Raw genomic sequence first — 22,510 nt, forward strand, 5'->3', positions numbered from 1 at the left:
ATACAGTCTTTTAGTCTTTTGTAGCGTGCGGTCGGTGCAGCCGATCCGGTGCCGGGGGGGGGAATCATGTTTCAAATGCTCGACGGGGTGCGCGTGGTAGAGCTGGGCCATATTCTCCTGGCCCCCTACGCCACCCAGTTCCTGGGCGATTTCGGCGCTGATGTGATCAAGGTCGAAGCGCCGGAAGGCGACTATTATCGGCGCCTCGGCGCCTCGCGCGTGCCGGGTATGACCGCTCAGTGGATGGCGGTGAACCGGAACAAACGCAGCATTGCGCTTGATCTCAAATCCCCCGAAGGGCGTGCGGCGCTGCTGGAGATGCTGAGTCAGGCGGACATCGTGGTTCACAATATGCGAGTGCCTGCGATCGAGCGGCTGGGTCTTGGATATGACGCCGTGCGGGAGGTCAATCCGCGCATCGTCTACTGCGCCGCGATCGGGTTCGGGCAGGACGGGCCCTATGCCGACTTGCCCGCCTTCGATGACCTGATTCAGGCCCGGTCGGGTCTGGCCGAGGCCAACGGGCGCAACGCAGGTGCCCCCGCCTTTGTGCCGATGGTGGCCGCCGACAAGATCACCGGGCTGGCGCTGGGTCAGGCGATGCTGGCCGGCCTGTTCCGGCAGCGCACCACCGGCGAAGGGTGCTACATCGAAACGCCGATGTTCGAAACGATGATATCGGTGATGTTGAGCCAGCATTTCAACGGGGCGGCCTTCCGGCCTCCGGAAGGCGGGTTCGGCTATGCGCGGGTCATGAGTCCATTCCGCAAACCAGCGCAAACCAGCGACGGTTTCATCGCGCACGGGATCTACAAATTCGATCAATGGCAGCGGTTTCTGCGTGCTGTGGGTCGCGACGACGTGGCCGACGGCCCCATGATGACCGACGCGGCGACCGCACAGCGGCATTTTCCCGAACTCTATGAACTTGTTGTAACGCATATCCTGCCGCAGCGGACCACCGCAGAGTGGCAGGCGCTGTTCGATGCCCTCGATATTCCCAATGCCCCAGTGATGGCGATGGAGGACCTGCCCGACGATCCGCATGTCCGCGCCGTTGGCCTGATAGAAGATTATGACCATCCCCAGCAGGGGCCGATGCGCCGGGTCCGAAGCCCTTATACGATGCGCGGCGTCGAGATGGGCCCCGATCTTCCGGCACCTGCCCTTGGCGCACAGGGCACGGCGATCCTGGAAGAGTTCGGCTTCTCACCGGAAAGGGTTGCTCAACTGATAAAGGCCGGTGTCGTTGTGCAACCCGAGCAGGACTCGTCGGTAAACGACGGTCTGACAGGAGCGGTGCCTCGGTCCGGCGACCAGCCTTGAGCGGCACCCGGACCACCGGCGTCGGCCACTGTCCCCGCCCGGAGGAAGGCTCGGCCAGGGAACTGCTTCGGCAGCGTGACGGCATCCCCTTGTATCTCAAGCTCGCAAGCCTATTTCGCGAAAAGATTCGCTGCGGCGATTGGCCCATACACAGCCAGTTGCCAACCCTTCCGGCCCTGCGCGACGAATACGGCCTGGCGCGCGAAACCGTCCGCCAGGCTCTTGGGGTTCTGCGCAATGAGGGCATGATCGACAGCACGCGCGGACTGGGCACCTTCGTGACTGCGGCGGCCGAGGAGAGCGAGCCACGTGCGCCCGCCTACGATCCGCTGACGCTCGGGGCACAGGTGCGTATAGATATATTGTCGCGTGCGCCCTGTAAGGAGCTTCCCGATCTTGGCCGCGACCTGACGGGGATGGAAACGCCGCTGGTTCATGTGCGCAAGCGCCATCACGCCGGGCAGCAGCCGTATTCGCTGGTCGATCTGTGGCTGCCGCAACGCTATTTCGAGATGCTGCCCGAGGGCGCTGACGAAACGCAGCTATATTCGCAACTGCTGCGCGACCACACCGGCATGACGGATCTGTCGGGCGACCAGATCATCACCATCGTTCGGGCCGACATCGCCACCGCGCACCTGTTGGGCATCACCCTCAGCGAGCCGGTGGCCCATGTGGTCTCGCGCTTGTTCGATCCCGAAGGCCGCCCGGTCATGGCTCACCTCGTGCAGATCCGCAGCGACGTCTTTTCCGCCGAGCGCCAGTTCGGCAATCTCGCCACAGGAGATCCCGGCTCCTGGCGCCCGCATATGGCGGAACCCGCCCCGCCCGAGCATTCGGGCGAACCACACCCACGTCAGAAGAAGGAGTGATCGCATGGATTTCGATCTCACCGAAGAGCAACGGGCCATCCGCGACGCGGTGGCCAGGATCTGCTCGCGTTTCGACGATGCCTACTGGCTGGAACGCGAACGAACCGGGACCTTCCCCGAAGATTTTGCGGCCGAGATCGCAAAGGGCGGTTTCTATGGCGTCACGATGGAAGAGCAGTATGGCGGATCGGGCCTGGGTATCACAGAGGCATCGCTGGTCATGCAGGAGATCGGGCGTTACGGCGCGGCGGCCAGTTCCGCGGTGCATATCAATATCTTTGGGCTGCAACCGGTGGTCGGCTTCGGCACCGACGAACAGAAGGCTCGAATGCTGCCGCCTCTGATCCGCGGAGAGCACCGCTCCTGCTTCGGCGTAACCGAACCGGACGCCGGCCTTGATACCACGCATATCTCGACCTTTGCGCGCCGACGCGAAGACGGTGGGTATGTGGTCAACGGGCGCAAGGTCTGGACCTCGACCGCACAGCGCGCAGATCACATCCTGCTGGTGACCCGGACCACGCCCATCGAGGACTGCGAGCGACCGACCGACGGCATGTCAGTGTTCTACACCGATTTCGACCGCAGCAAGATCGACGTGCATGAAATTGCCAAGATGGGCCGCAAGGCGGTCGACTCCAACGCTATCTTCATTGATGGGCTGGAGGTGCCCGAAGAGGACCGCATCGGCGCGGAAGGTGAGGGTTTCAAGGTCCTGCTCCACGGGCTGAATGCCGAGCGGATCATTGTCGCCGCGGCTGCGGTCGGGTTTGGGATGTACGTACTGGAAAAGGCGGCCGCCTATGCGCGCGAACGCGTCGTCTTCGACCGTCCAATCGGCCAGAACCAGGCGATCCAGCATCCGCTGGCCTCGGTGTGGATGCGCCTTCAGGCGGCGGAACTGATGACCTACAAAGCCGCCACGCTTTACGATCAGGGCAAGCCCTGCGGGCTGGAGGCCAATACCGCGCGCAACCTCGCCGGCTCGGCGGCCTACGAAGCGGCATTCCGCGCGGTGCGCACCCACGGCGGCTTTGGCTTCGCGCAGGAATACCACGTCGAGCGTTACTTTCGCGAAAGCGTACTGAACTTCATCGCGCCGGTCAGCGAGGAGTTGATCCTCTCCTACGTGGCCGAGAAGGCATTGGGGATGCCCAAGTCCTACTGACTCTTCGCCCGTATCGCGATCACTCCGGGTCGTGCCCACCCTCGACGCTGACGAGCGCCGACGGTGGGGCGGCCAAGGCCCTTTTCAGAACGCGTTAAGCCCGGTCAGGTTGCGCCCGATGACCAGTTTTTGGATTTCGGTGGTGCCATCGGGAATCGGCATGACCTTTGCATTGCGGAAGTGCCGTTCAACGGGGAACTCTTTGGTGATGCCGTTGCCGCCGTGGATCTGCACCGCTTTGCCGGCGATTTCGACGGCCATTTCGGTTGCATACCATTTCGCCATCGAGGTCTGGGTGTCACAGCGCACGCCCAGGTCCAGAAGTTGCAGCCCGCGCTGGCACAACAGGCGCGCGGCATCCAGGTGCGTGGCCATGTCGGCCAGGTAGCCTTGAATCAACTGGTGCCCGCCGATCGGCTTACCATGTTGTTGGCGATCCTGCGCATATTTGACGGCACATTCCAACGCCGCCTGCGCTATGCCAATGCTCGTCAGGCCGACAAACACGCGAGCGCTCTCAAACAGTTTCAATGTCTGGAACAGGCCGCCGCCTGCATTACCCAGAACATGGTCAGCGCTGGTTTCGGCACGGTCGAAAAACAATTCGCAGGTCGATGCACCGACAAGCCCCAGCTTGCGCAATTCGCGGCTCTCGTAGTTGCCGGTATCGCGGTCGACGATGACCATGGAAATACCGTCGTCCAGATTGCAGACAACGATGGCGAAATCCGACTGGGCCCCATTGGAAATCCAGAGCTTCTGGCCAGTGACGAAAATCTTATCGCCCTCGCGGTCCGCACGTGTCTTGACCTCGCGTACGTTCGAACCGACCTCTGGTTCGGAAATACAGGTGGCACAGATCCGTTCGCTGCGCAGGAGCGGCTTCAGATAGGCCTCTTTCTGCGCCACATTTCCCAAGAGGTTGACCGCGAACACGGCATGACCCTGAATCAGCACCGCGATTGCCAGATCGGCCCATATCCGGGCCAGTTCCTCGTATAGGATGCCATAGGTCATGCGGTCGATTCCGGCACCGCCGTCCTCTTCGGGGATCAGGCCGCTGATCAGCCCGAATTCCTCGACCTTGGCGAACAGGGACTTCAGGGTTTTCGCATCGGGGGGGTGGCCGAGGTTCTCGTATTTCTCGGCCAGCGGCGCGAACTCTGCCTCGGCCATCTTGCGGAAGTTTTCCAGCAACATGCGTTGCTCATCTGTATAGATTGCCTGAGCGGCGGCGATCACGTTTTCCATGGTTCGTCTCCTTGTTTCAACGGCCCAGAATGGTGACGCAGGCGGCCGCTTCTTCTACCCCGTGCAACCCCCCGCCGTTTTCGGCGATGGCGTTCTTTGCCCCTTCGACCTGACGCGCGCCAGCTTCGCCGCGTAGTTGCGTGACCAGTTCGAAAACCTGCCCTATCCCTGTGGCACCGACCGGGTGGCCCTTGGATTCCAACCCGCCCGAGGGGTTCACCGGAATGCGTCCACCGATCTTTGTCTCGCCGCGCAGACTGGCGGGACCGCCCTCGCCGAATTCGACAAATCCGAGGTTCTCGATCTGGATCACTTCGCCCACGGCCGTGGCGTCATGCACTTCGGCCACCGATATATCCTCGGGGCCGATCCCGGCCTGTTCATAGGCCTCAAGCGCGGCAAGCCGGGTCAGGTGGTTCTTGTAATCTTCCGGCGGACGATCGGTGCCCGAGCGCAGGATCGCGGCCTTGACCTTGATCGCGCGCGCGGGATCTAGGCCCAGACGTTTTATCCCCTCGCCGGTGCATAAAACGGCCGCAGCGGCCCCGTCCGAGATCGGGGCGCACATCGGCAGGGTCAGCGGATAGGTGATCGGCGGCGCGGCCAATACCCGATCGACGCTCATGGCTTCTCGGTATTGCGCCAGTGGATTATGCACGGAATGCGCATGGTTCTTGGCGGCGACGGCGGCGAACTGTTCCTGAGTTGTGCCAAAGGTCTTCATGTGCAGCCGGGCGAAGCCTGCGTAGACATCCATGAACACGCTGTAGGGCTTGGGCGATTTCGATCCTTCGGGTTCCTCGACCCCTGCACCCAGATCGGCCAGCCGTTGCGCGACCTCTTCGCTGTTGCTGACGTCCCAGCCGCTGTCGAAGGCCGAAAACATCAACGCACGGTCGTCAGAATACATCTTTTCGGCGCCCACGGCGAGACAGCAGTCGCCATTGCCGGCCTTGAGGAAATCGACTGCCAGTTTGAACCCGGTCGAGGCGCTGGCGCAGGCGTTTTCGACATTCACCACCGGAATGCCCTGAATGCCCATTTCACGCAGCGCGATTTCGCCGCGGATCATGTGCTGGCCCTCCATGTGGCCCTGCACCGCGTTCGAGAAGAATGCGCCGTCGATACGATCTGCCGTCACTCGGGCATCGGAAAGCGCGGCGGCGACGGCCTCGCCGGTCATGTCCTTGATGGTTTTGTCCCGGAACTTTCCGAACGGCGTCATCCCGATGCCAACGATGTAAATGTCCTGCATCGTTTGTCCTCCTGACCTAGTATCCGCGAAACTGCGGTTTTCGTTTTTCATTGAACGCCGACAGACCCTCGTGCATGTCCCAGGATCGCATGTGCGCGCGCAGGTTCAGCATCTCTTCGGAAAGCGCGGCGGTTTCGTCCACGTCCAGCGACCGATTGGAAACCGTCTTCATGCGGCGTAAGACCGCCGGGCTTTTTTCTGCCAGCCTGTCGGTAAAGGCCTGCACCGCTTGTCGCAGGTCTTCGTCCGCGACGACCTTGTTCACCAGTCCCCAGTCCATCATGTCCCGTGCCGAAACGTTCTCGCCCGAGAACAGCAGGTATTTCGCGCGGTTCAGGCCAATCCTACGCGGCAGGATCGCCGCACCGCCGGCCCCGGGAAAGACGCCAAAGTTGGAATGTGCGTCGCCCAGTTGCGCGCTTTCGGCGGCAAAGACCAGATCGCAGGCCATCACCATTTCCAAACCGCCCGCCATCGCCAGCCCGTTCACTGCGGCGATCACCGGTTTCGGGCCATGTCGCATAAGCCCAAACGTGTGATCGACAAGATCCAGAAGATCCGGCTCGCCTGGTGCATGTTTGGCGCCAGCAACTTCTTTCAGATCGGCACCGGCGCAGAATGCCCGGCCAGAGCCGGTCAGGACAATTGTACGCACCCCATCGTCGGCCAGCGCCGATTCCAGTGCTGCCGCCATCTCGCGCAGCATCTGCGTTGACATTGCGTTGAGCTGTTCGGTGCGCTGGAAGGTAATCCATTCAGTTTTTGCGACCCGCTCAACGAATAGCGTCTGCTTTGCCTCACTCATGCTAAGCTCCTGATAATTATACATATTATTGGTTTTTCGCCTTGTCTTTTGCGGCGATTTACGCTGCACTCGGGCGGACCCGCACGTGGAAAACAAAAGAACTGGAGATTGATATGAGCACTGCACCCCTGGCCGGCCTGAAAATCCTCAGCCTTGCCGAACAGTTTCCCGGTCCCTATGCCACAATGCTGTTGTCCGACATGGGAGCCGAGGTGATCATGATTGAACGCCCGGGCATCGGTGATCCGGCCCGGCAATTTCCGCCCTTGTTCCGGGCACTGAACCGAGGCAAGCGCAGCGTTGCGTTGGATCTGAAATCGGCCGAGGGGCTGGCACGGTTTCGCGAACTGGCCAAGGAATCGGATGTCATCGTCGAAGGGTTCCGCCCTGGCAAGCTTGCGGCCTTGGGTGCCGGTTTCGAGGACATGCGTAGTGTCAACTCGCGGCTGGTTTATGTATCGATTTCGGGTTACGGGCAGGACGGCCCCTATCGTGACAGGGCTGGCCATGACCTGAGCTATGAAGGGGTTGGCGGTTTGCTGGCCGATCAGGCCGATGCAAAGCAGCCCGGCCCTGTGCCGCCGATCCCCCTTGCGGATGTTGGCGCGGCGTTGTTCGCGGCGATCGCAATCCTGTCGGCGGTGGTGTCGAGCCAGCGCACAGGGCAGGGGCGTTACGTGGACGTGTCCATGTCGGATGCGGTGGTTTCGATGTTGACCGCATTCCTCGTTCCCGCCGCCAATGGAACACCGCTGGGCGAATTTATCGCCGAGCCGGGCTATGGCGTGTTCACCTGCAAAGACGGCAAGCTCTTGACCTTGTCCATCGCGCATGAGGACTGGTTCTGGAAACCGTTCTGCGATGTGATCGACAGGGCGGATCTTGCGCCGTTGACAGGCCGCGACCGTGTCGCCCGCAAGGCCGCGCTGCGCGAAGAAATCGCGGCGATTCTGGTTGGCAAGACGCGCGCCGAATGGGGCGACCTTCTGGATAAGGCGGGGGTGCCATGGGGTCCGGTCAATTCCCTGGTCGAAACGTTGGACGACCCCCATGTGCGTGCGCGCCAGCTGCTGCGCAAGATTACGCATGACGGCGGCAAGGCCGAGACTTTTATTGTCCAGCCGTTGAAATTTGATGGCTTCGAAACCGCAACACCGAATCTGCCCCCTGAACTCGGGGCAGATAATGACAGCGTTTTTTCGGACGACGCCACCTAGAGGCGGCGGTTGGTCGATGTCTACTCTAGCAGGCAAACGAATACCCACCATTCACTGGATAGGTCTGTCCGGTGATCCAGCTGGCAGCATCCGAGCAGAGGAACAGGATCATTCCGGCGGGGTCTTCCGGCTCGCCCAGACGGCGGATCACGTATTGCGACAATGCCCGCTTCTCGGTCTCTGCATCCGGGATCAGGTCGGCGACAGCCGGAGTTCTTGTGCCCCCCAAGGCGACGCAATTCGCGGTGATCCCGAACCGGCCGCCGGCCTTTGCAATTGCCCGCATGAAGCCGGCCGCACCGGCCTTGGCCCCGGAATAAACCGCCAGATGCGGTTCACCGACACGGCCGGCGTCGGAAATGACGGTCACAATGCGCCCATAGCCACTGTTAACCATCAACGGCATGGCGTGACGGGTGCAGTTCAGCACCCCATCGAAATTGGTGGCCATCCAGCGGCGCCATTCATCGGGATCGGATTCCCAAAAAGGGACCAGATCGTCGAGCCGCGATGTCGGCCCGGCGTTGCCCGCATTGTTGACCAGAATATCCACGCCGCCAAATGTGGTCTGCGTTTCGGCAAACGCCGCGCCAACCGCGTCGAAATCCGAGACGTCGAAGGCGAGCGGCAGAGCCTTTGCACCCGCTGCCTCCACTTCCGCGGCAACGCTTTCGGCCCGTTCGGCGTGAAAATCGTTGACAACGATGGCACCGGCTCCGTGTTCCGCCAGATAAAGCGCGACTTGCCGACCAACGCCTTGCCCCGCTCCGGTTACAAATGCGGTACGACCTTTGATGGAAAGCAGGTTACTCATCTTCGCTCCTTTCTATCCCAGCCATCTCTTCCGGCGGCGATAGTGTTTGATATCTCGATAGCTTTTGCGCTCGCCCGATGCGGTTACGCCGAGATAGAATTCCTTGATGTCCTCGTTGTCAGCGAGCTTGTCGGCAGGGCCGTCCATCACGATCCGGCCGTTCTCCATCACATAGGCATAGTCGGCGATCGATAGCGCCGCGGCGCTGTTTTGTTCGACCAGGAAGAAGGTCGTGCCTTCTGACTTGAGCTGCTTGAGCACTTCATAAACATCCCGGACCATCATCGGGGCCAATCCCAACGACGGTTCGTCGATCGCGATGATCTTGGGGCTGGCCATCATGGCCCGGCCGATCAGCAGCAGTTGTTGTTCGCCACCAGACATGAAGCCAGAGGTGCGGTTGCGCAGGTCCGCAAGCCGGGGCATCAAGGTGTAAACATGGTCCAGGCGCTTTTTCAGCTCGGCGGAGTTGGGCACCATGTGCCCGCCGACGATCAGGTTTTGCTCTGACGTCAGATGCCGCAAAACGCGCCGCCCTTCCATCACATGGATGAGACCGTTCTTCACGACTTCCGAGGCTTCCATGTTCTGAATGGGAGTTCCGTCCAGAACGATGGACCCCGCCGAAACGGTTCCATCCTCGGATTTGAGCGTTCCCGAGATGGCTTTAAGCGTCGTGCTTTTTCCTGCGCCATTGCCACCGAGCAGAGCAACACATTGTCCCGCACGGACTGTCATGGACACGCCTTTGAGCGCCAGGATGACGTCGGAATATGTCACCTCTACGTTGTTGAGTTCCAGCATGGTCATATTGCCCGGGGCTAAGGATCAGAACGGGCGCCGCGACTGCGGCGCCCGGATTAATTCACCATTTCTCAACTTGCGGAACGTCGACACCCGTTGCCGCGATGGTGATTTTCCCATCTTTGACGGTGCCCACATTCACTTTGAGGCCTTCCAATGGGAACGGTGCTTCTGGCGTAAAGGACAAGGTCGGCAGGAACCCATGGGTTTCTTCGGTGGTGATCGGTTTGGCAAAAAGCGCCTCACGTACCATCTCTCCGGTCAGGCCCTCGGCGCCGTTCGCCTCGATCGCGTGATCGATCACGGTCACGGTATAGAGACCCTGAGATACGCCCATTGCGGTCACGACGTTCCAAGGTGCTTCGAGTCCGTAATCGGCAACCAATGTCTCGTAGAATTGTCGCGCGGGAGTGTCCTCATCGGCCGCAATCACCATGCCGTAGGCTTCAAAGTCCCCCTCCATTTGCTCAAGCCCGCCAAGCGCGCTACCCGAGGCTGGAAGCCCGTTATGCGAACTCATCATGATCGGGATGTTCGCCCCGTTGGCCTGCAGCCCACGTTTCGCGGCAACCACGATAGAGGTGTTCGTTTGGATTACCAGCACCTCGGCCCCGGCTCGTACAACGCGGCGCATTTGCCCCGTCAGATCGGTGGGTTGAACTTCGGTATAGATGACCTCGACGAGGTCGATCTCCTCGGGGTGCTCTTCGGCATAGAGTTCAATGCCCTTTGCCATGTCGACATAGGCAGGCGATGCTTCTGAGGCGAGGATCGCAACCTTGAGCGGTTCGTCTCCGCCGCGCTGTTCACGCATCCAGTTCAGAAAGCCGACACTTTCGTGCGAATAGGTCGGGCGTGGGTTGAAAATCCAGGCATCCGGTTGCCAGGCAAAACCGTAGGCCGCTGTGGCCATGAACATCGGGATTTTGTCTTCCGGCAGGCGTTCGGAAAGGGCCGCGACGTCGGGCCCGCCGAGGCCGACAACCGCAATCGGGTCCAGTTCCGATTTGATCCCGGGCCAGAGACTTGCCACCTGTGCCGCGTCATAGCGGGTTTCGTAGTTTTTGTAGTTCAGCGTGACGCCAAGTTCCTTGCCGCGGGTTTCATTCCACCAGGTGAACACAGCCTCACGTCCGCCGGCCAGAATGGGCATGATGTCAGCATAAGGGCCGGAAAAGTCCGACAGCAGGGCCAGATTATAGGTCTCTTCGGCCTGCGCCTTCAAAGGCATGGTCGCCGCGGCCGCCAAGGCAGCCGCAGCCAGAAAGCCGCGAAGACCTCGATTCGATTGGTAAGTCATATTCTTCCTCCCAGGTTTAGAGCCGCTCTATTTCTCAGTAAGGAAACGGCCAGATACGGTATGACGACTTCAGGATGTTCCAGCGGTGCATCAGCCCCTTGGGTTCGAGGATCATAAACAATGCGATCACGCCGCCAAGAACGACATTCATGCCAGCGAACACGATGTCACCGCCAAGGAATGATACCGAGTCGGCGATATTGGGGCCGACCGTCGCGATAATTTCCTGGATGATGCGGATAATGAAGACGCCGATCAGGGCCCCCACGATTGAACCCATCCCGCCGACGATGATCATCGCGACGAAGAAGATCGAGTGAAACAGGGTGAACTGGTCTACCCCCACGAAGCGGATCAGATAGGCCCAAAGCGCCCCGCCGACGCCCGCATAGAAAGCGCCGATCAGGAAGGCATTTGCCTTTGTGGCCGCGACATTGATCCCCATTATACCCGCGGCCACGTCATCATCCCTGACCGCCACGAAGGCACGGCCGAAGCGTGACCGAACGATCCCGAACGCGCCCGCCACCATGATCGCGGTGACCGCGAAATTCAGATAGAACTGCGAAGATTCGCTGACAAATCGCAGCCCGAAAAGCTCGGCCGGGGGCACGGTGATACCGTTCGATCCACCCAGCCAGGTAGACGGCAGGTTCAATACGGCAAAGTGGAACAGGAACTGAGCTGCAATCGTGGTCAGTGCCAGATAGAACCCCTTGATCCGCGCCGCGGTCAAGCCAAAGAGAAAGCCGAACAGCGCAGCCGAGAGCCCGGCCAGAGGAATGGTCAGCAGAAACGTAAGGCCGGTCTTCGAGGCCAGTATCGAGGCCGTATAGGCCCCGACCCCCATGAAAGCCGCCTGACCCAGGTTGATCTGGCCCGCATAGCCGGTGCAGATCTGAAGCCCGACGGCGATGACGGCGCTGATCATCATCATATTCAGGATAGCGATGATACGGCTGCTCACCAGGTAAGGCGCCAACAGCAGTAGAGCCATGAATACGACGAGGGCCAGAAACTGCCAGCGCGTTCGGATCAAACGTCTGTCACTGCGATAGCTTGTCGGGAATACGCCGGAAGGGTCCATGGATTACACCCGTTCAATTGTGCGCCAGCCGAACAGGCCGGTCGGTCGGATCAGCAGAATGGCAAGCATGATGATATAGGGGACAACGCTGCCCAGTGACCCTCCGATCAGCGGGTCAAGATAGTTGGTTGTCAGGCTCTGGACGATGCCGATAATCACGCCCGCAAGGATCAGCCCGCCGATGGATTCCAGCCCGGCAAACAGCGCCACCGGCAGGGCCGCGAACCCGATATCCGAGGCCAGGAAGGTCAGCGATTTGCCGCTGAGAAAGATCATCGCACCAATTGTGGACAGGATTGCCCCGAGAACCCAGGCAAAGGCAATCGAGCCTTTCACCGAAATGCCCATCGAGGAGGCCACGACGTGGTCTTCCGCCACGGCGGTCATCCGCAGGCCGGACCGGGTCCGGTTGAAGAACCACGACAGGCCGACGGCGGCGACAATGGTGATGATCCCGCCTATCAGGAGGTTCATCGGGATCAACATGTCGCCGAGGAACAAGGGTTTCAGCGGGAAAATGATCGGGAAGGGCCGCACGGCGGGACCGAACACAAGCAGCACCAGACCGCGCAGCAGGATCAGAAGACCGACGGTGACCATGACCATCGAGAAAACCGATTCACCGATCAGCTTTGTCAGGAAAATCCGTTCGATTGCGTACCCGACCAGCCCGGCCAGAACCAGCGAAAGGGGTATCGACAACCAAAGGCTAAGCCCCGCTTGCATCGTTGTGAACCAGACGATGAACCCGCCGATGATCACAAGCTCGCCCTGCGCGAAGTTGAACACCTTGCTGGCGCGATAAATCACAACAAAGCCCATGGCCACCAGCGAATACAGAAGGCCGATCAAAGCCCCGGTAATGATGTCATTGATGAAATAGACCATTGTCGCCGACCTCCTTTAAGATTTGGACTGCCGCTTGGCAGCCTTCGATGCGTTTTCAACATCCGACACGCGAACCGTGGTCTTGAGAACGCCTTGACGACCGTCCTGATAGGTCACAGCGATTTCGAGATCTGTCTCGTCATCGCCAGCATAGATCGCCTCGACGAGCTTGGCATACCGTTCCTCCAGAAAGGCCCGGCGAAGCTTTCGGCTGCGGGTCAACTCGCCTTCATCCGGGTCGAGTTCCTTGGGAAAATTCGCAAAACGTGCCACGCGCGAGCCTTCGGGCAGGAGCGCATTGATGCGCGCCACTTCGCCTTTGATAAGGTCCAGAACTTCGGGTTTCTGCGACAGATCGGTGTAGGTCGAAAAGCTGATCTTGTTCTCTTCCGCCCAACGCCCGAGAACTTCCATATCGATATTGATAAGCGCGCTGACGAAATTCCGGCGTTCGTCGCCCAATGTCATGAGGTCCTTGATGAAGGGGCTATACCGCAACCGCGTTTCGATGAACTGCGGCGGATAGCTGTGACCGTTTGCCAGGCGGCGCATGTCCTTGACACGGTCAAAGAACAATAGCTCGCCGTCGTCGGTCATCGAGACCGCATCACCGGTCTTGTACCAACCGTCTTCGGTCAGCACCTCTGCGGTCTTTTCGGGCTTGCCGTGATAGCCGCCGAAGCCCGATCCGCCACGCACCTGAAGCTCCCCTTCGTCCGAGACCCTGTATTCCAGCGGTTCGCCGTAGTTCGTGTTGCTTTGCATCCAGCTGCCGCTGGTTTCCAGCTGATAGCTTTCGCCGACATGCGCGGTCAGAAGGCCGATTTCGGTCGCGCCATACACGTTGCGCAGCTTAACCCCCATCGCGTGGAACATACGAAAGACGTCAGGTGCCATCAGGGCGCCGCCGCTCATTGCGTTTTTGGCCTTACCAAGGCCAAGATTGTCGCGCAGGTGATGCAGCACCAGAGCTTCGGCAAAGGGAAGCTGCAGGCGTGCGGCAAGGCTGGGGCTACGCCCTTCCAGCCGCTCGACGTAAACGTTGCGGCCAACCTTCATGCCCCAATTGTACATCGCATTGCGGAACTTGCCCGCGCCCAGCATCCGGGCCTGAACGATGGAGGCGAGGTTTTCCCACTGGCGCGGACTGAACACCAGTGCATCAACCGCCAGTTCGCGAATGTTGGTCAGTACGTCTTCAGGGCCTTCGGGAAAATTGACGACCATGGGCGCGATCAAACCGATCGACAGGCCGAAAATCTGTTCCGTGACCCAGGCAGGCGAAATGTAGGTCAGGTATTCGGTGCCCGGCGCGATTTCGATTGCCCCCATCACCCGCGAGCAATTGTCGAACAGGTAGCGATGGCTGATGACAACGCCCTTGGGTTTTCCCGTGGTCCCCGAAGTATAGGACAGCAAGGCGGTATCGTCCGCCCGTCCACGTTTTACGTGTTCTTCAAATCTGGCGGGTTCCTTGGCGTGGATCTGACGCCCTGCCGCGCTCACACTTTCAAACGAATGCAACAGGGGATGATCATAGCCCCACAGACCGGAATCGTCCCAGTAAACGACCGCCAGGGCGCCCGAGTACTTGCCCGCAATCTCGATGCATTTATCGACCTGCTCCTGATCCTGCGCCAGAAAAACCCGCGTTTGCGAGTCTTCGGCCAGATACAGAATCTCTTCAGCGTTTTGATCCGGATAGACAGACAGGACTTTGCCGCCTAACGACTGGACGGCGTATTCAGCCCAGAAATGTTCGGGTTCGTTTTCGCCAATCATCATGACGGATTCGCCAGCCGACAAGCCCAGGTTCTCCAACCCGAGAGCCAGGGCGCGAACCCTGTCAAGAACATCGGCCCAGGTGAATTCACGCCAGATGCCCAGGCGCTTGTGCCGTTCGGCGAGGTTGGTCGGTGTGGATGTCGCTCGCGCGAGCAAAACCTGCGGCAGGGTTTCGCTATGTGTCACTGCTGGGTCCGAAAAGACCATTGCTGTCCGTTGTTTGACCATGCCGCTACCCCAGATATGCCTTTATGACAGCCGGGTCCTTCTGGATTTCTTCCGGGGTGCCTTCGGCGATGACCCGCCCGAAATCCAGCACCACGATCCGGTCGGCAAGGTCCATCACGACGCCCATGTCGTGCTCCACCAGAACTACCGGAATCTTGCGCGCCTCGCGCACATCGAGAATGAAGCGCGCCAGGTCTTCTTTTTCCTCCGAGTTCATGCCGGCCATCGGTTCATCCATCAGCAGGATCGACGGTTCCTGCGCCAATGCACGGCCCAGATCGACACGCTTGCGCAACCCATACCCCAACGTGCCCACGGGCCGGTTGCGGATTGCCTCGATCTCGAGAAAATCGATGATCTCCTCTGCGGCTTCACGATGTTCCGATTCCTCGCGCATCACGGGACCGAACTGGAAAAAGGCCTGGACTACATTCGATTTCATCAGCATGTGGCGGCCGATCATAATGTTTTCCACCACCGTCTGCCCGGCAAAAAGATGGGTGCCCTGAAACGTCCGCGCCAGACCGCGCCGGGCGATCTGGTCAACACGCAGGCCGGTCACGTCCTGCCCGGACAATTCGACACGGCCCTTCTGCGGACGGTAGAAGCCCGCAGTCACGTTCAGAAGTGATGTTTTTCCGGCACCATTCGGACCGATAATTGCAAGCAATTCATCGTCGGCCACGGAGATGCTCACATCGTCGAGCGCGGTCACACCGCCAAATTTCAAAGTTGCGCCACGCACCGCAAGCGGTGACGATACGTGCCCGTTATTCGTGGTCATGTTACAACCCGTGCTTTTCCCCAACACCTCATGGAGGCACGCATAGCCTGACCGCACGGTTTTCCGTTGGTTACGAGTTTTCCTCGCATCGTTCCTCCTCCCACCTCTTAATTCAGAGGTTTGCCTGGTCTATTTTACCAAGTCTCTCCGCGCAGCCTAACAGATGTTAGAAAAATTGGTCAACAACTGAATCCGCTACCAAAGGAAACCGATCAGACAGCCGCGTACTCTGCGGAAAAGCTTCGAAGACCGTTTTGATCCTGACACCAGACTGTCCCGGAGGTGCCGGTCTCTTCATTGTGCAGTTGCAATTCGCAGGGCAGGGTGAGTGGCGCGAGGCCGCGGAACGAAAACCGGTGGGGCGATGTTTTCAACGCATCCGCCGCCAGATTCAGAAGCAGCGTGGCCTGCAATGGGCCATGCACAACAAGCCCGGAATAGGCTTCGGTTTCGGTGGCGTAGACGTAATCATAGTGAATGCGATGGGCATTGAACGTCAGCGCCGAATAGCGAAACAGAAGAACAGGATCCGGTGTCAGCGTCGATCTAAGCGTGGTGGGGTCACCCGCGTCAGCTGCGCTCTCGCCCGTGCGGGGGGTGGAAATCTCACGATAAACGATCGTTTGCTGCTCCCGGATACAAAGCCGGTTGCCACTCAGATACTCATGTTCGACGGTCACAAACACCAATGGTCCACTACGGCCCTGCTTGGCCACAATATCCCTGATCGAAGAGCGCCGGGTGATGGTTTCGCCGATTTTCAGCGGCGCGATATGTTTAACATCGCCGCCGGCCCACATCCGGGCGGGCAGCGGGACAGGGGGTAGGAATCCACCCCTTGCGGCATGGCCGTCTTCTGACAGGGCGGTCGCTGGCACGGTATCAAGGGAAATGCACCAATGAATTCCCAGCGGGACATCGCCTGATCCGTCCCAAAGATGCGGACCGAGCGTGGCGCGGAATTTGTCGATCAGCCCCTCCGTCAGAACGTCTTCTTTAGTCTCGGTGCGTCCCAGCCAGGGCGCCAGCGCGTCAAGGTCGATCTCACCCATAATCCTGGCCTTCAGAACGATCTTGGCATGCCGAGGATATGTTCTCCGACATATGACAGGATCAGGTTGGTCGAGATCGGGGCGACCTGATAGAGGCGCGCCTCGCGGAACTTGCGCTCGACATCGTATTCCCGTGCGAAACCGAAGCCGCCATGGGTCTGGATGCAGGCATTGGCCGCTTCCCAGCTGGCCTCCGAAGCCAGCAGCTTGGCCATATTCGCCTGTGCTCCGCAATCCAGCCCAGCATCGAACCGCCTGCAGGCTTCAAAGCGCATCAGATTGGCGGCCTCGATGTTCACATAGGACCTGGCGATAGGGAATTGCACGCCCTGGTTCTGGCCGATGGGGCGGTCAAAGACCATGCGGTCGCCGGCATAGGTGCGGGCCTTGTCGACGAACCAGTATCCATCACCGATACATTCCGCCGCAATCAGGGTACGTTCGGCGTTCAGCCCGTCAAGAATATGGTAAAATCCGCGCCCCTCGGTCCCGATCAGGTTCTCGGCGGGGATTTCCAGGTTGTCGAAAAACACTTCATTGGTTTCGTGGCCGGGCATATTGGCGATGGGGCGGACCTCCATGCCGTTGCCGATCGCCTCTTTCAGATCGACCATGAAGATCGACAGGCCCTGCGATTTCTTCTTGACCTCGGCCAGCGGCGTGGTGCGTGCCAGCAGGATCATCAGGTCGGAATGCTGGATACGGCTGATCCAGACCTTCTGGCCATTGATCTCATACCGGTCGCCCTTTTTCACCGCCGTGGTCTTCAGTTTGGTGGTGTCGGTGCCGGTGGTCGGTTCGGTCACGGCCATGGATTGCAGGCGCAATTCGCCGCTGGCGATGCCGGGCAGATATTTCTGTTTCTGCTCCTCCGAACCATGCCGCAGCAGCGTGCCCATATTGTACATCTGCCCGTGGCAATGGCCCGCGTTGCCGCCGCAGCGGTTCACCTCCTCCATGATGATCGAGGCTTCCGTCAGGCCCAGACCCGAGCCGCCGTATTCTTCTGGGATCATCGCGGCGAGCCAGCCCTCGCGGGTCAGCGCATCGACGAATTCCTCGGGGTAGGTTTCATCCTCGCCGAACTTGCGATGATATTCTGGCGGAAACTGCGCGCAAAGTGCGCGCAAGGCGTCGCGCAGATCGGTGTGAGTGTCTGGGGCTGACGTCTGCATCGGTTACTTCGCTCCTGAACCCGACGTTTCAAGAATTTCCTGCTCGGCACGCTGCCAAAGCTCATAGGAAATCGGGTTTTCGCTCTCTTCGAGGATATGACCGACCAGACCGATGGCGCGTGCCATGACGCCAAAGCCCCGCACGATCTTCCAGGGGAAGCCAAATTCACAGCAGATTGCTCCGATCGCCCCGGTGGCGTTAATCGGCAGCATCTTACCCGATTTTTCTTCGGCAACGGCCTGAATTTTCTGGATCAACTCGATGTATTCACCGGACTTGCCGTTCTCGGCAGCGATCTGGAACAGGCGAGGTGTGCGCGGATCGACCGGCTTGTGCACCGGATGTCCGAGCCCCGGCACGATCATCTTGCGGGCGCGGAATTTTTCCACCGTCTCGACGGCCAGCGCATCCAGATCGACACCGGTGCCCAACTTGTCCTGTGGCAGTGCCTCGTAAAGCATTTTCGAGGCACCTTCCATAGAACCGACAAAGACGGTGCCCAGCCCACACAAGCCAGCCGCCACAGCCGCCTGAAGCGATTCCGGCGCCCCCATATAGGTCATCCGCGCCGCCAGGGCCGATGGCGTGATGCCATGTTCGACAAGGGTGATGATGATGGCGTTGAAGACGCGGCTTTCCTCGAGCGTGGCCTTGCGGCCCGTCAATTGCAGAAAGGCCAGATCGCCCAGGTTCATGTGGCCGAGGATTTCGTTCGGCAAGTCGAGCCCGCGCACGCAGATCTTGTCGGGGGTGCTCCAGGCAATGTCGGAGCTGATTTTTTCTTTGCGTTTTCCCATTAGACCGGATCCCACGAAAAGACATCCGCCGAAACTTCGAGCGGTGTGAATTGCGATTTGAGCGCGGGAATGGCGCGCTCGGCGATTTCATCGGCGGTCCAGCCGTCACCGGAGTGGACGGACCGGAGCGGGCGGGGCTGGTTGAACAGGAATATCTCGTTCATCCGCACTGCAAAGATTTGCCCCGACACATCCGCCGCGCGGTCGCTCATCAGGTAACAGGCCATCGGCGCGACCTTGGCGGGGGTCATCTTCTTGACCTTCTCGACCCGCGCCTTCTGTTCCTCCGTGTCGGTCTTGATCGACGATATCATCCGGCTCCAGGCGAAGGGCGCGATGCAGTTTGACCGCACGTTCCAGCGTTTCAGGTCGAGCGCTACCGATTTCGAGAAGGCCGCGATGCCCAGCTTTGCCGCCGAATAATTCGCCTGCGCCAGATTGCCGATCAGCCCCGAGGTCGAGGTCATGTGCACGAGCGCGCCGCTTTCCTGTTCGCGGAAATAGTCGGCGGCCGCGCGGCTGGTATTGAAGGCACCATAAAGATGGACCTTCACCACCGCGTCGAAATCCTCATAGGTCATCTTGTGGAAGTAACCGTCGCGCAGAATGCCGGCGTTGTTTACCACCGCGTCGATGCGACCGAATTCCTTGACCCCGGCTTCGATCATCGCGCGCGCGGCATCGGGATCGGTGACAGAGCCGCCATCGGCAATGGCATCGCCCCCAGCGGCCCTGATCTCTTCGACGACTTTCTGCGCCGCAGTTTCTGTCTGACCGGTGCCTTTCAGGGATGCGCCCAGATCATTGACCACCACGGCGGCGCCTTCGGTAGCTGCCATCAAGGCGATATCACGCCCGATCCCACCGCCGGCCCCGGTGACCAGAACGACCTTTCCGTCAAGTGCTTTTGTCATCTTCTTGCTCCCTCAGCGTGACTTGCGGTATTTGTCCAACCCGCCGGTGTGCATGACCCGGCCCATGAGCGGCACACCGATGATCTCTTCTGCTTTGACCGCCGCTGCGATCAGCTTGTCCAGATCAATGCCGGTTTCGATGCCGAGCTCGTGACACAGGAACACTGCATCCTCGGTGCAGACATTTCCTGCGGCGCGCGCGTGGCCGTGGCCCGCGAAAGGACAGCCGCCAAGACCGGCGACGGAGCTTTCGAACATGTCCACGCCCATCGACAGGGCCGCATAAACGTTGGCGATCCCCAGCCCACGTGTGTCATGGATGTGCATACCGATGCGCGCCTCGGGCGCCAATTCGCGCAGGGCGCCGATCATCCGTTTGACCGCCTCGGGGTTTCCCCAACCCATGGTGTCGGCGACCACGAGGATCGGCACGGGGATGTTCTCTTCTTCGCATAGCTGAAGGATAAAGCGGAAATCGTCCAAGATGCGTTCTTGGGGGATGGGGCCCTCGAGGTTGCAGCCGAAAGCGGTCATCACATAGGCCGCGTCGACGGTATATCCCTCTTCCTTGTAAAGACGGACCCAGTCACGTTGTTTTTCCCGCATCTCGGCCGAGGAACAATTGTTGTTCGATTGGGCGAATGCTTCGGAAGGATAGAACAGCAGACGCGGGTCGATATCGACCTCATGCGCGGTCAGGGCCTTGCGAAACCCTTTGTCGTTCAGCCACAGCGATGTGTAGTTCACGCCCGGTTTGCGCTTGATACGCTGGAACAACTCGCCGGTGTCCGCCATCTGAGGAACGTATTTCGGGCTGACAAAGCTGCCGACCTGAATGCGTTTCAAGCCGGTTTCGCTGAGCATGTCGATCAGTTCGATCCGCTCTTCGATCGGGTAAATCTTCTTTTCGATCTGAAAACCCTCACGCGGGCCTTCTTCACGAAATTCTACGAATTTGGGAAAGTCGCTCATTTCATCACTCCTCGGATGGCAGGATCTCGGCGATGACCTGGCCGCGATCGACCATGTCCCCATTCGAGACGGATATATTGCTGGCGATCCCGGCCGCGGCCGCCCGGATCGAGATTTCGAGTTTCATGGATTCCATGACCGCGACCACGTCGCCTTCGGCCACGCTCTGACCGTCGGAGACCTTGATTTCGACAATCATGCCGGTCAGCGGAGAGGTCACGGCGCGATCCGCCGCGGCATCGCCGCCGGCAAAGGCAAGGGGCGCGGCGGGCCGAAAGACCAGGCGGCCTTCGGGCGTATCCAGTTCGATCACGCCCGCGTGCAGGCGCGCGTCGATCAGATGGACGGTGTCGCCTTCGCCGACACGCCAACGGCCCGGGGTCAGTTCACGTGCCGACAGTATCAGCGCCTCGCCTTTCTCCGAACGGATGGTGTACTTGGCACCCGGTTTGACAGGACTGACGCGCAGTTCTTCGGATACCTCGTCAGAATCGGTAAGCGTCACGCGCTGCCCCGCTTCAATCGCATCGCCGCCCAGTCCAAGCCGCCAGCCGGTAAAGGCATCACGGTTGGTCCAGGGATTGGCGTCTGTGTCGCTGCGCGACTGGGTCACGAAGAGAATGGCAGCGGTCGCCTTCCACAGATCTGGGCGGGTCAGGCCGGGTGCCTGTGTCAGCTCATCCAGCCTGCCGTCGATCCAGCGGGTATGCACCTGCATCCGTTCGAATTCATGGTTTCGCGCCAGCGCCGTCAGAAAGGCGCGATTGGTTTCGACACCTTCGACCGCGACATGATCAAGCGCCGTGGCTAGACGTGCCAATGCGGTTTCCCGGTCGGGCGCGTGCACGATCAGCTTGGCGATCATCGGGTCGTAGTAGGGCGTGACGGCATCGCCTTCTTCGACGCCGCTGTCGATGCGCAGGCCCGATGGCAGGCTGAGCGTGGAGAGCGTGCCCGTCGACGGGGCGAATTGCATCGCCGGATCTTCGGCGTAAAGCCGCGCCTCGACCGCGTGGCCGTTGATCGTCAGATCGTCCTGCACCAGTCCAAGGCCCGCGCCTTCGGCAATCCGCAGGTGAAGCGCGACAAGGTCCAGCCCGGTGATCGCTTCGGTGACGGGATGTTCCACCTGAATGCGCGGGTTCACCTCAAGGAAGAAATACTCGCCACCCGCGACCAGAAATTCGACCGTGCCCAGCCCGCGATAGTCCAGCGTTTCGCCCAAGCGCACCGCGTCGCGTGCGATGTCGTCCAGAAGCGTTCGGGGCAGACCCCAGGCCGGGGCTTCCTCGATGACCTTCTGGTGGCGGCGCTGAAGCGTGCAATCGCGTTCGAACAGATGCACCACATGGCCCTTGCCGTCACCTGCGATCTGCACTTCAACATGGCGCGCCTCGGGCAGGAAACGCTCCAACAGCAGCCCTTCGGAGCCGAAGGTGGATTTTGCTTCGCGCAGCGCGCCTTCGATGTCCTCGACCAGCGTGGTCTCGTCAGTGACGAGCCGTTGTCCGCGCCCACCACCGCCGCCGACCGCCTTGAGCAGCACCGGCAGGCCCATTTGGCGCACCTCCTCGGCAATCTGCTCGGGATCGGACCGCGCACCTTCGGCGCCCGAAATCACCGGGACGCTGGCCGCCACGGCGGCCTCTTTGGCGCTGGCCTTGTCGCCGAAACGTTCAAGCGTTTCCGGCGTCGGCCCCATGAAGATCATGCCGGCGGCTTCGACCGAACGAGCAAAATCGGGGTTTTCGGCCAGAAAGCCATAACCGGGATGGATCGCATCCGCGCCCACTGATTGCGCAGCGGCAATCACCGCGTCGATTTTCAGATAGCTCTGGGATGCAGGTCCGGCGCCGATACAGACAGATTTGCCAATCTCGCGGACATGCAGGGCATTGACGTCGGCCTGCGAATGCACGCCGACGGGAATGATACCGCTTGCCCGCGCAGTGCGCGCGATCCGGCAGGCAATTTCGCCGCGGTTGGCGATCAGAAGCGTCTTGATTTTCACGGTT

20 protein-coding genes are annotated in these 22,510 nt (G+C 60.2%); 4 read left to right on the forward strand and 16 right to left on the reverse strand.

Annotated features, from left to right (window positions below; genetic code table 11):
* Positions 1 to 66: 66 nt before the first annotated feature.
* Genes NANH_RS27235 through NANH_RS0124425 form a run of 3 tightly spaced genes read left to right on the forward strand, consistent with a single transcriptional unit; the run spans position 67 to position 3,366 of the window.
* Positions 67 to 1,326, forward strand: coding sequence for a CaiB/BaiF CoA transferase family protein (locus tag NANH_RS27235; RefSeq protein WP_071974357.1), 1,260 nt, complete (start codon positions 67 to 69; stop codon positions 1,324 to 1,326).
* The gene (locus tag NANH_RS0124420; RefSeq protein WP_027264381.1) at positions 1,323 to 2,198 is read left to right on the forward strand and encodes a GntR family transcriptional regulator; all 876 of its coding nucleotides are present in this window, start codon (positions 1,323 to 1,325) and stop codon (positions 2,196 to 2,198) included. The genes NANH_RS27235 and NANH_RS0124420 overlap by 4 nt, the downstream gene beginning before the upstream one ends.
* Positions 2,199 to 2,202: 4 nt before the next feature.
* Entirely contained in the window at positions 2,203 to 3,366 is a 1,164-nt protein-coding gene (locus NANH_RS0124425; protein WP_027264382.1) for an acyl-CoA dehydrogenase family protein, read from the forward strand.
* An 84-nt stretch (positions 3,367 to 3,450) separates the two neighbouring features.
* On the opposite strand, the gene NANH_RS0124430 is transcribed toward NANH_RS0124425, so the two are convergent.
* Genes NANH_RS0124430 through NANH_RS0124440 form a run of 3 tightly spaced genes read right to left on the reverse strand, consistent with a single transcriptional unit; the run spans position 3,451 to position 6,677 of the window.
* The gene (locus tag NANH_RS0124430; RefSeq protein WP_036051588.1) at positions 3,451 to 4,617 is read right to left on the reverse strand and encodes an acyl-CoA dehydrogenase family protein; all 1,167 of its coding nucleotides are present in this window, start codon (positions 4,615 to 4,617) and stop codon (positions 3,451 to 3,453) included.
* A gap of 16 nt (positions 4,618 to 4,633) precedes the next feature.
* Positions 4,634 to 5,872 (reverse strand): thiolase family protein, encoded by a 1,239-nt coding sequence (locus NANH_RS0124435; RefSeq protein ID WP_027264384.1) that lies wholly within the window; start codon positions 5,870 to 5,872, stop codon positions 4,634 to 4,636.
* Between the two features lie 16 nt (positions 5,873 to 5,888).
* Complete coding sequence (locus NANH_RS0124440; protein ID WP_027264385.1) at positions 5,889 to 6,677, reverse strand: enoyl-CoA hydratase/isomerase family protein; 789 nt, start codon at positions 6,675 to 6,677, stop codon at positions 5,889 to 5,891.
* Positions 6,678 to 6,790: 113 nt separating this feature from the next.
* Between NANH_RS0124440 and NANH_RS0124445 the strand changes: the two genes are divergently transcribed.
* Positions 6,791 to 7,894: a CaiB/BaiF CoA transferase family protein gene (locus NANH_RS0124445; protein WP_036051655.1), complete on the forward strand. Its 1,104-nt coding sequence runs from the start codon at positions 6,791 to 6,793 to the stop codon at positions 7,892 to 7,894.
* A gap of 25 nt (positions 7,895 to 7,919) precedes the next feature.
* Here the strand turns inward: NANH_RS0124445 and NANH_RS0124450 are convergent, their stop codons facing one another.
* From NANH_RS0124450 to NANH_RS0124510, 13 genes are all read right to left on the reverse strand, one after another.
* Positions 7,920 to 8,708 carry an SDR family NAD(P)-dependent oxidoreductase gene (locus NANH_RS0124450; RefSeq protein WP_027264387.1) on the reverse strand — a complete coding sequence of 263 codons (789 nt, stop codon included), beginning with the start codon at positions 8,706 to 8,708 and terminating at the stop codon, positions 7,920 to 7,922.
* A 12-nt stretch (positions 8,709 to 8,720) separates the two neighbouring features.
* Entirely contained in the window at positions 8,721 to 9,512 is a 792-nt protein-coding gene (locus NANH_RS0124455; RefSeq protein ID WP_027264388.1) for an ABC transporter ATP-binding protein, read from the reverse strand.
* A 61-nt stretch (positions 9,513 to 9,573) separates the two neighbouring features.
* On the reverse strand, positions 9,574 to 10,812 hold the full coding sequence (locus NANH_RS0124460; protein WP_027264389.1) for an ABC transporter substrate-binding protein: 1,239 nt from the start codon (positions 10,810 to 10,812) through the stop codon (positions 9,574 to 9,576).
* 34 nt (positions 10,813 to 10,846) lie between these two features.
* Entirely contained in the window at positions 10,847 to 11,851 is a 1,005-nt protein-coding gene (locus NANH_RS0124465; protein WP_245601549.1) for a branched-chain amino acid ABC transporter permease, read from the reverse strand.
* 51 nt (positions 11,852 to 11,902) lie between these two features.
* On the reverse strand, positions 11,903 to 12,787 hold the full coding sequence (locus tag NANH_RS0124470) for a branched-chain amino acid ABC transporter permease (protein WP_027264391.1): 885 nt from the start codon (positions 12,785 to 12,787) through the stop codon (positions 11,903 to 11,905).
* A gap of 15 nt (positions 12,788 to 12,802) precedes the next feature.
* Complete coding sequence (locus NANH_RS0124475) at positions 12,803 to 14,758, reverse strand: AMP-binding protein (RefSeq protein ID WP_245601550.1); 1,956 nt, start codon at positions 14,756 to 14,758, stop codon at positions 12,803 to 12,805.
* Between the two features lie 46 nt (positions 14,759 to 14,804).
* Complete coding sequence (locus tag NANH_RS0124480) at positions 14,805 to 15,584, reverse strand: ABC transporter ATP-binding protein (RefSeq protein WP_028288584.1); 780 nt, start codon at positions 15,582 to 15,584, stop codon at positions 14,805 to 14,807.
* Between the two features lie 212 nt (positions 15,585 to 15,796).
* A complete protein-coding gene (locus tag NANH_RS0124485; RefSeq protein ID WP_027264394.1) occupies positions 15,797 to 16,636 on the reverse strand; it encodes an FAS1-like dehydratase domain-containing protein in 840 nt (279 codons plus the stop codon).
* A gap of 11 nt (positions 16,637 to 16,647) precedes the next feature.
* Positions 16,648 to 17,811 carry an acyl-CoA dehydrogenase family protein gene (locus NANH_RS0124490; RefSeq protein WP_027264395.1) on the reverse strand — a complete coding sequence of 388 codons (1,164 nt, stop codon included), beginning with the start codon at positions 17,809 to 17,811 and terminating at the stop codon, positions 16,648 to 16,650.
* 3 nt (positions 17,812 to 17,814) lie between these two features.
* Positions 17,815 to 18,609 (reverse strand): citryl-CoA lyase, encoded by a 795-nt coding sequence (locus NANH_RS0124495; protein WP_027264396.1) that lies wholly within the window; start codon positions 18,607 to 18,609, stop codon positions 17,815 to 17,817.
* The gene (locus NANH_RS0124500) at positions 18,609 to 19,523 is read right to left on the reverse strand and encodes an SDR family NAD(P)-dependent oxidoreductase (protein ID WP_027264397.1); all 915 of its coding nucleotides are present in this window, start codon (positions 19,521 to 19,523) and stop codon (positions 18,609 to 18,611) included. Before NANH_RS0124500 ends, NANH_RS0124495 begins: the two co-directional genes overlap by 1 nt.
* 12 nt (positions 19,524 to 19,535) lie before the next feature.
* Positions 19,536 to 20,495: a hydroxymethylglutaryl-CoA lyase gene (locus NANH_RS0124505; protein ID WP_027264398.1), complete on the reverse strand. Its 960-nt coding sequence runs from the start codon at positions 20,493 to 20,495 to the stop codon at positions 19,536 to 19,538.
* 4 nt (positions 20,496 to 20,499) lie between these two features.
* Positions 20,500 to 22,506 (reverse strand): acetyl/propionyl/methylcrotonyl-CoA carboxylase subunit alpha, encoded by a 2,007-nt coding sequence (locus NANH_RS0124510; protein ID WP_027264399.1) that lies wholly within the window; start codon positions 22,504 to 22,506, stop codon positions 20,500 to 20,502.
* Between the last annotated feature and the right edge of the window lie 4 nt (positions 22,507 to 22,510).

Origin of the sequence: Sedimentitalea nanhaiensis DSM 24252, from assembly GCF_000473225.1 — a bacterium.
GTDB lineage: Bacteria > Pseudomonadota > Alphaproteobacteria > Rhodobacterales > Rhodobacteraceae > Sedimentitalea > Sedimentitalea nanhaiensis.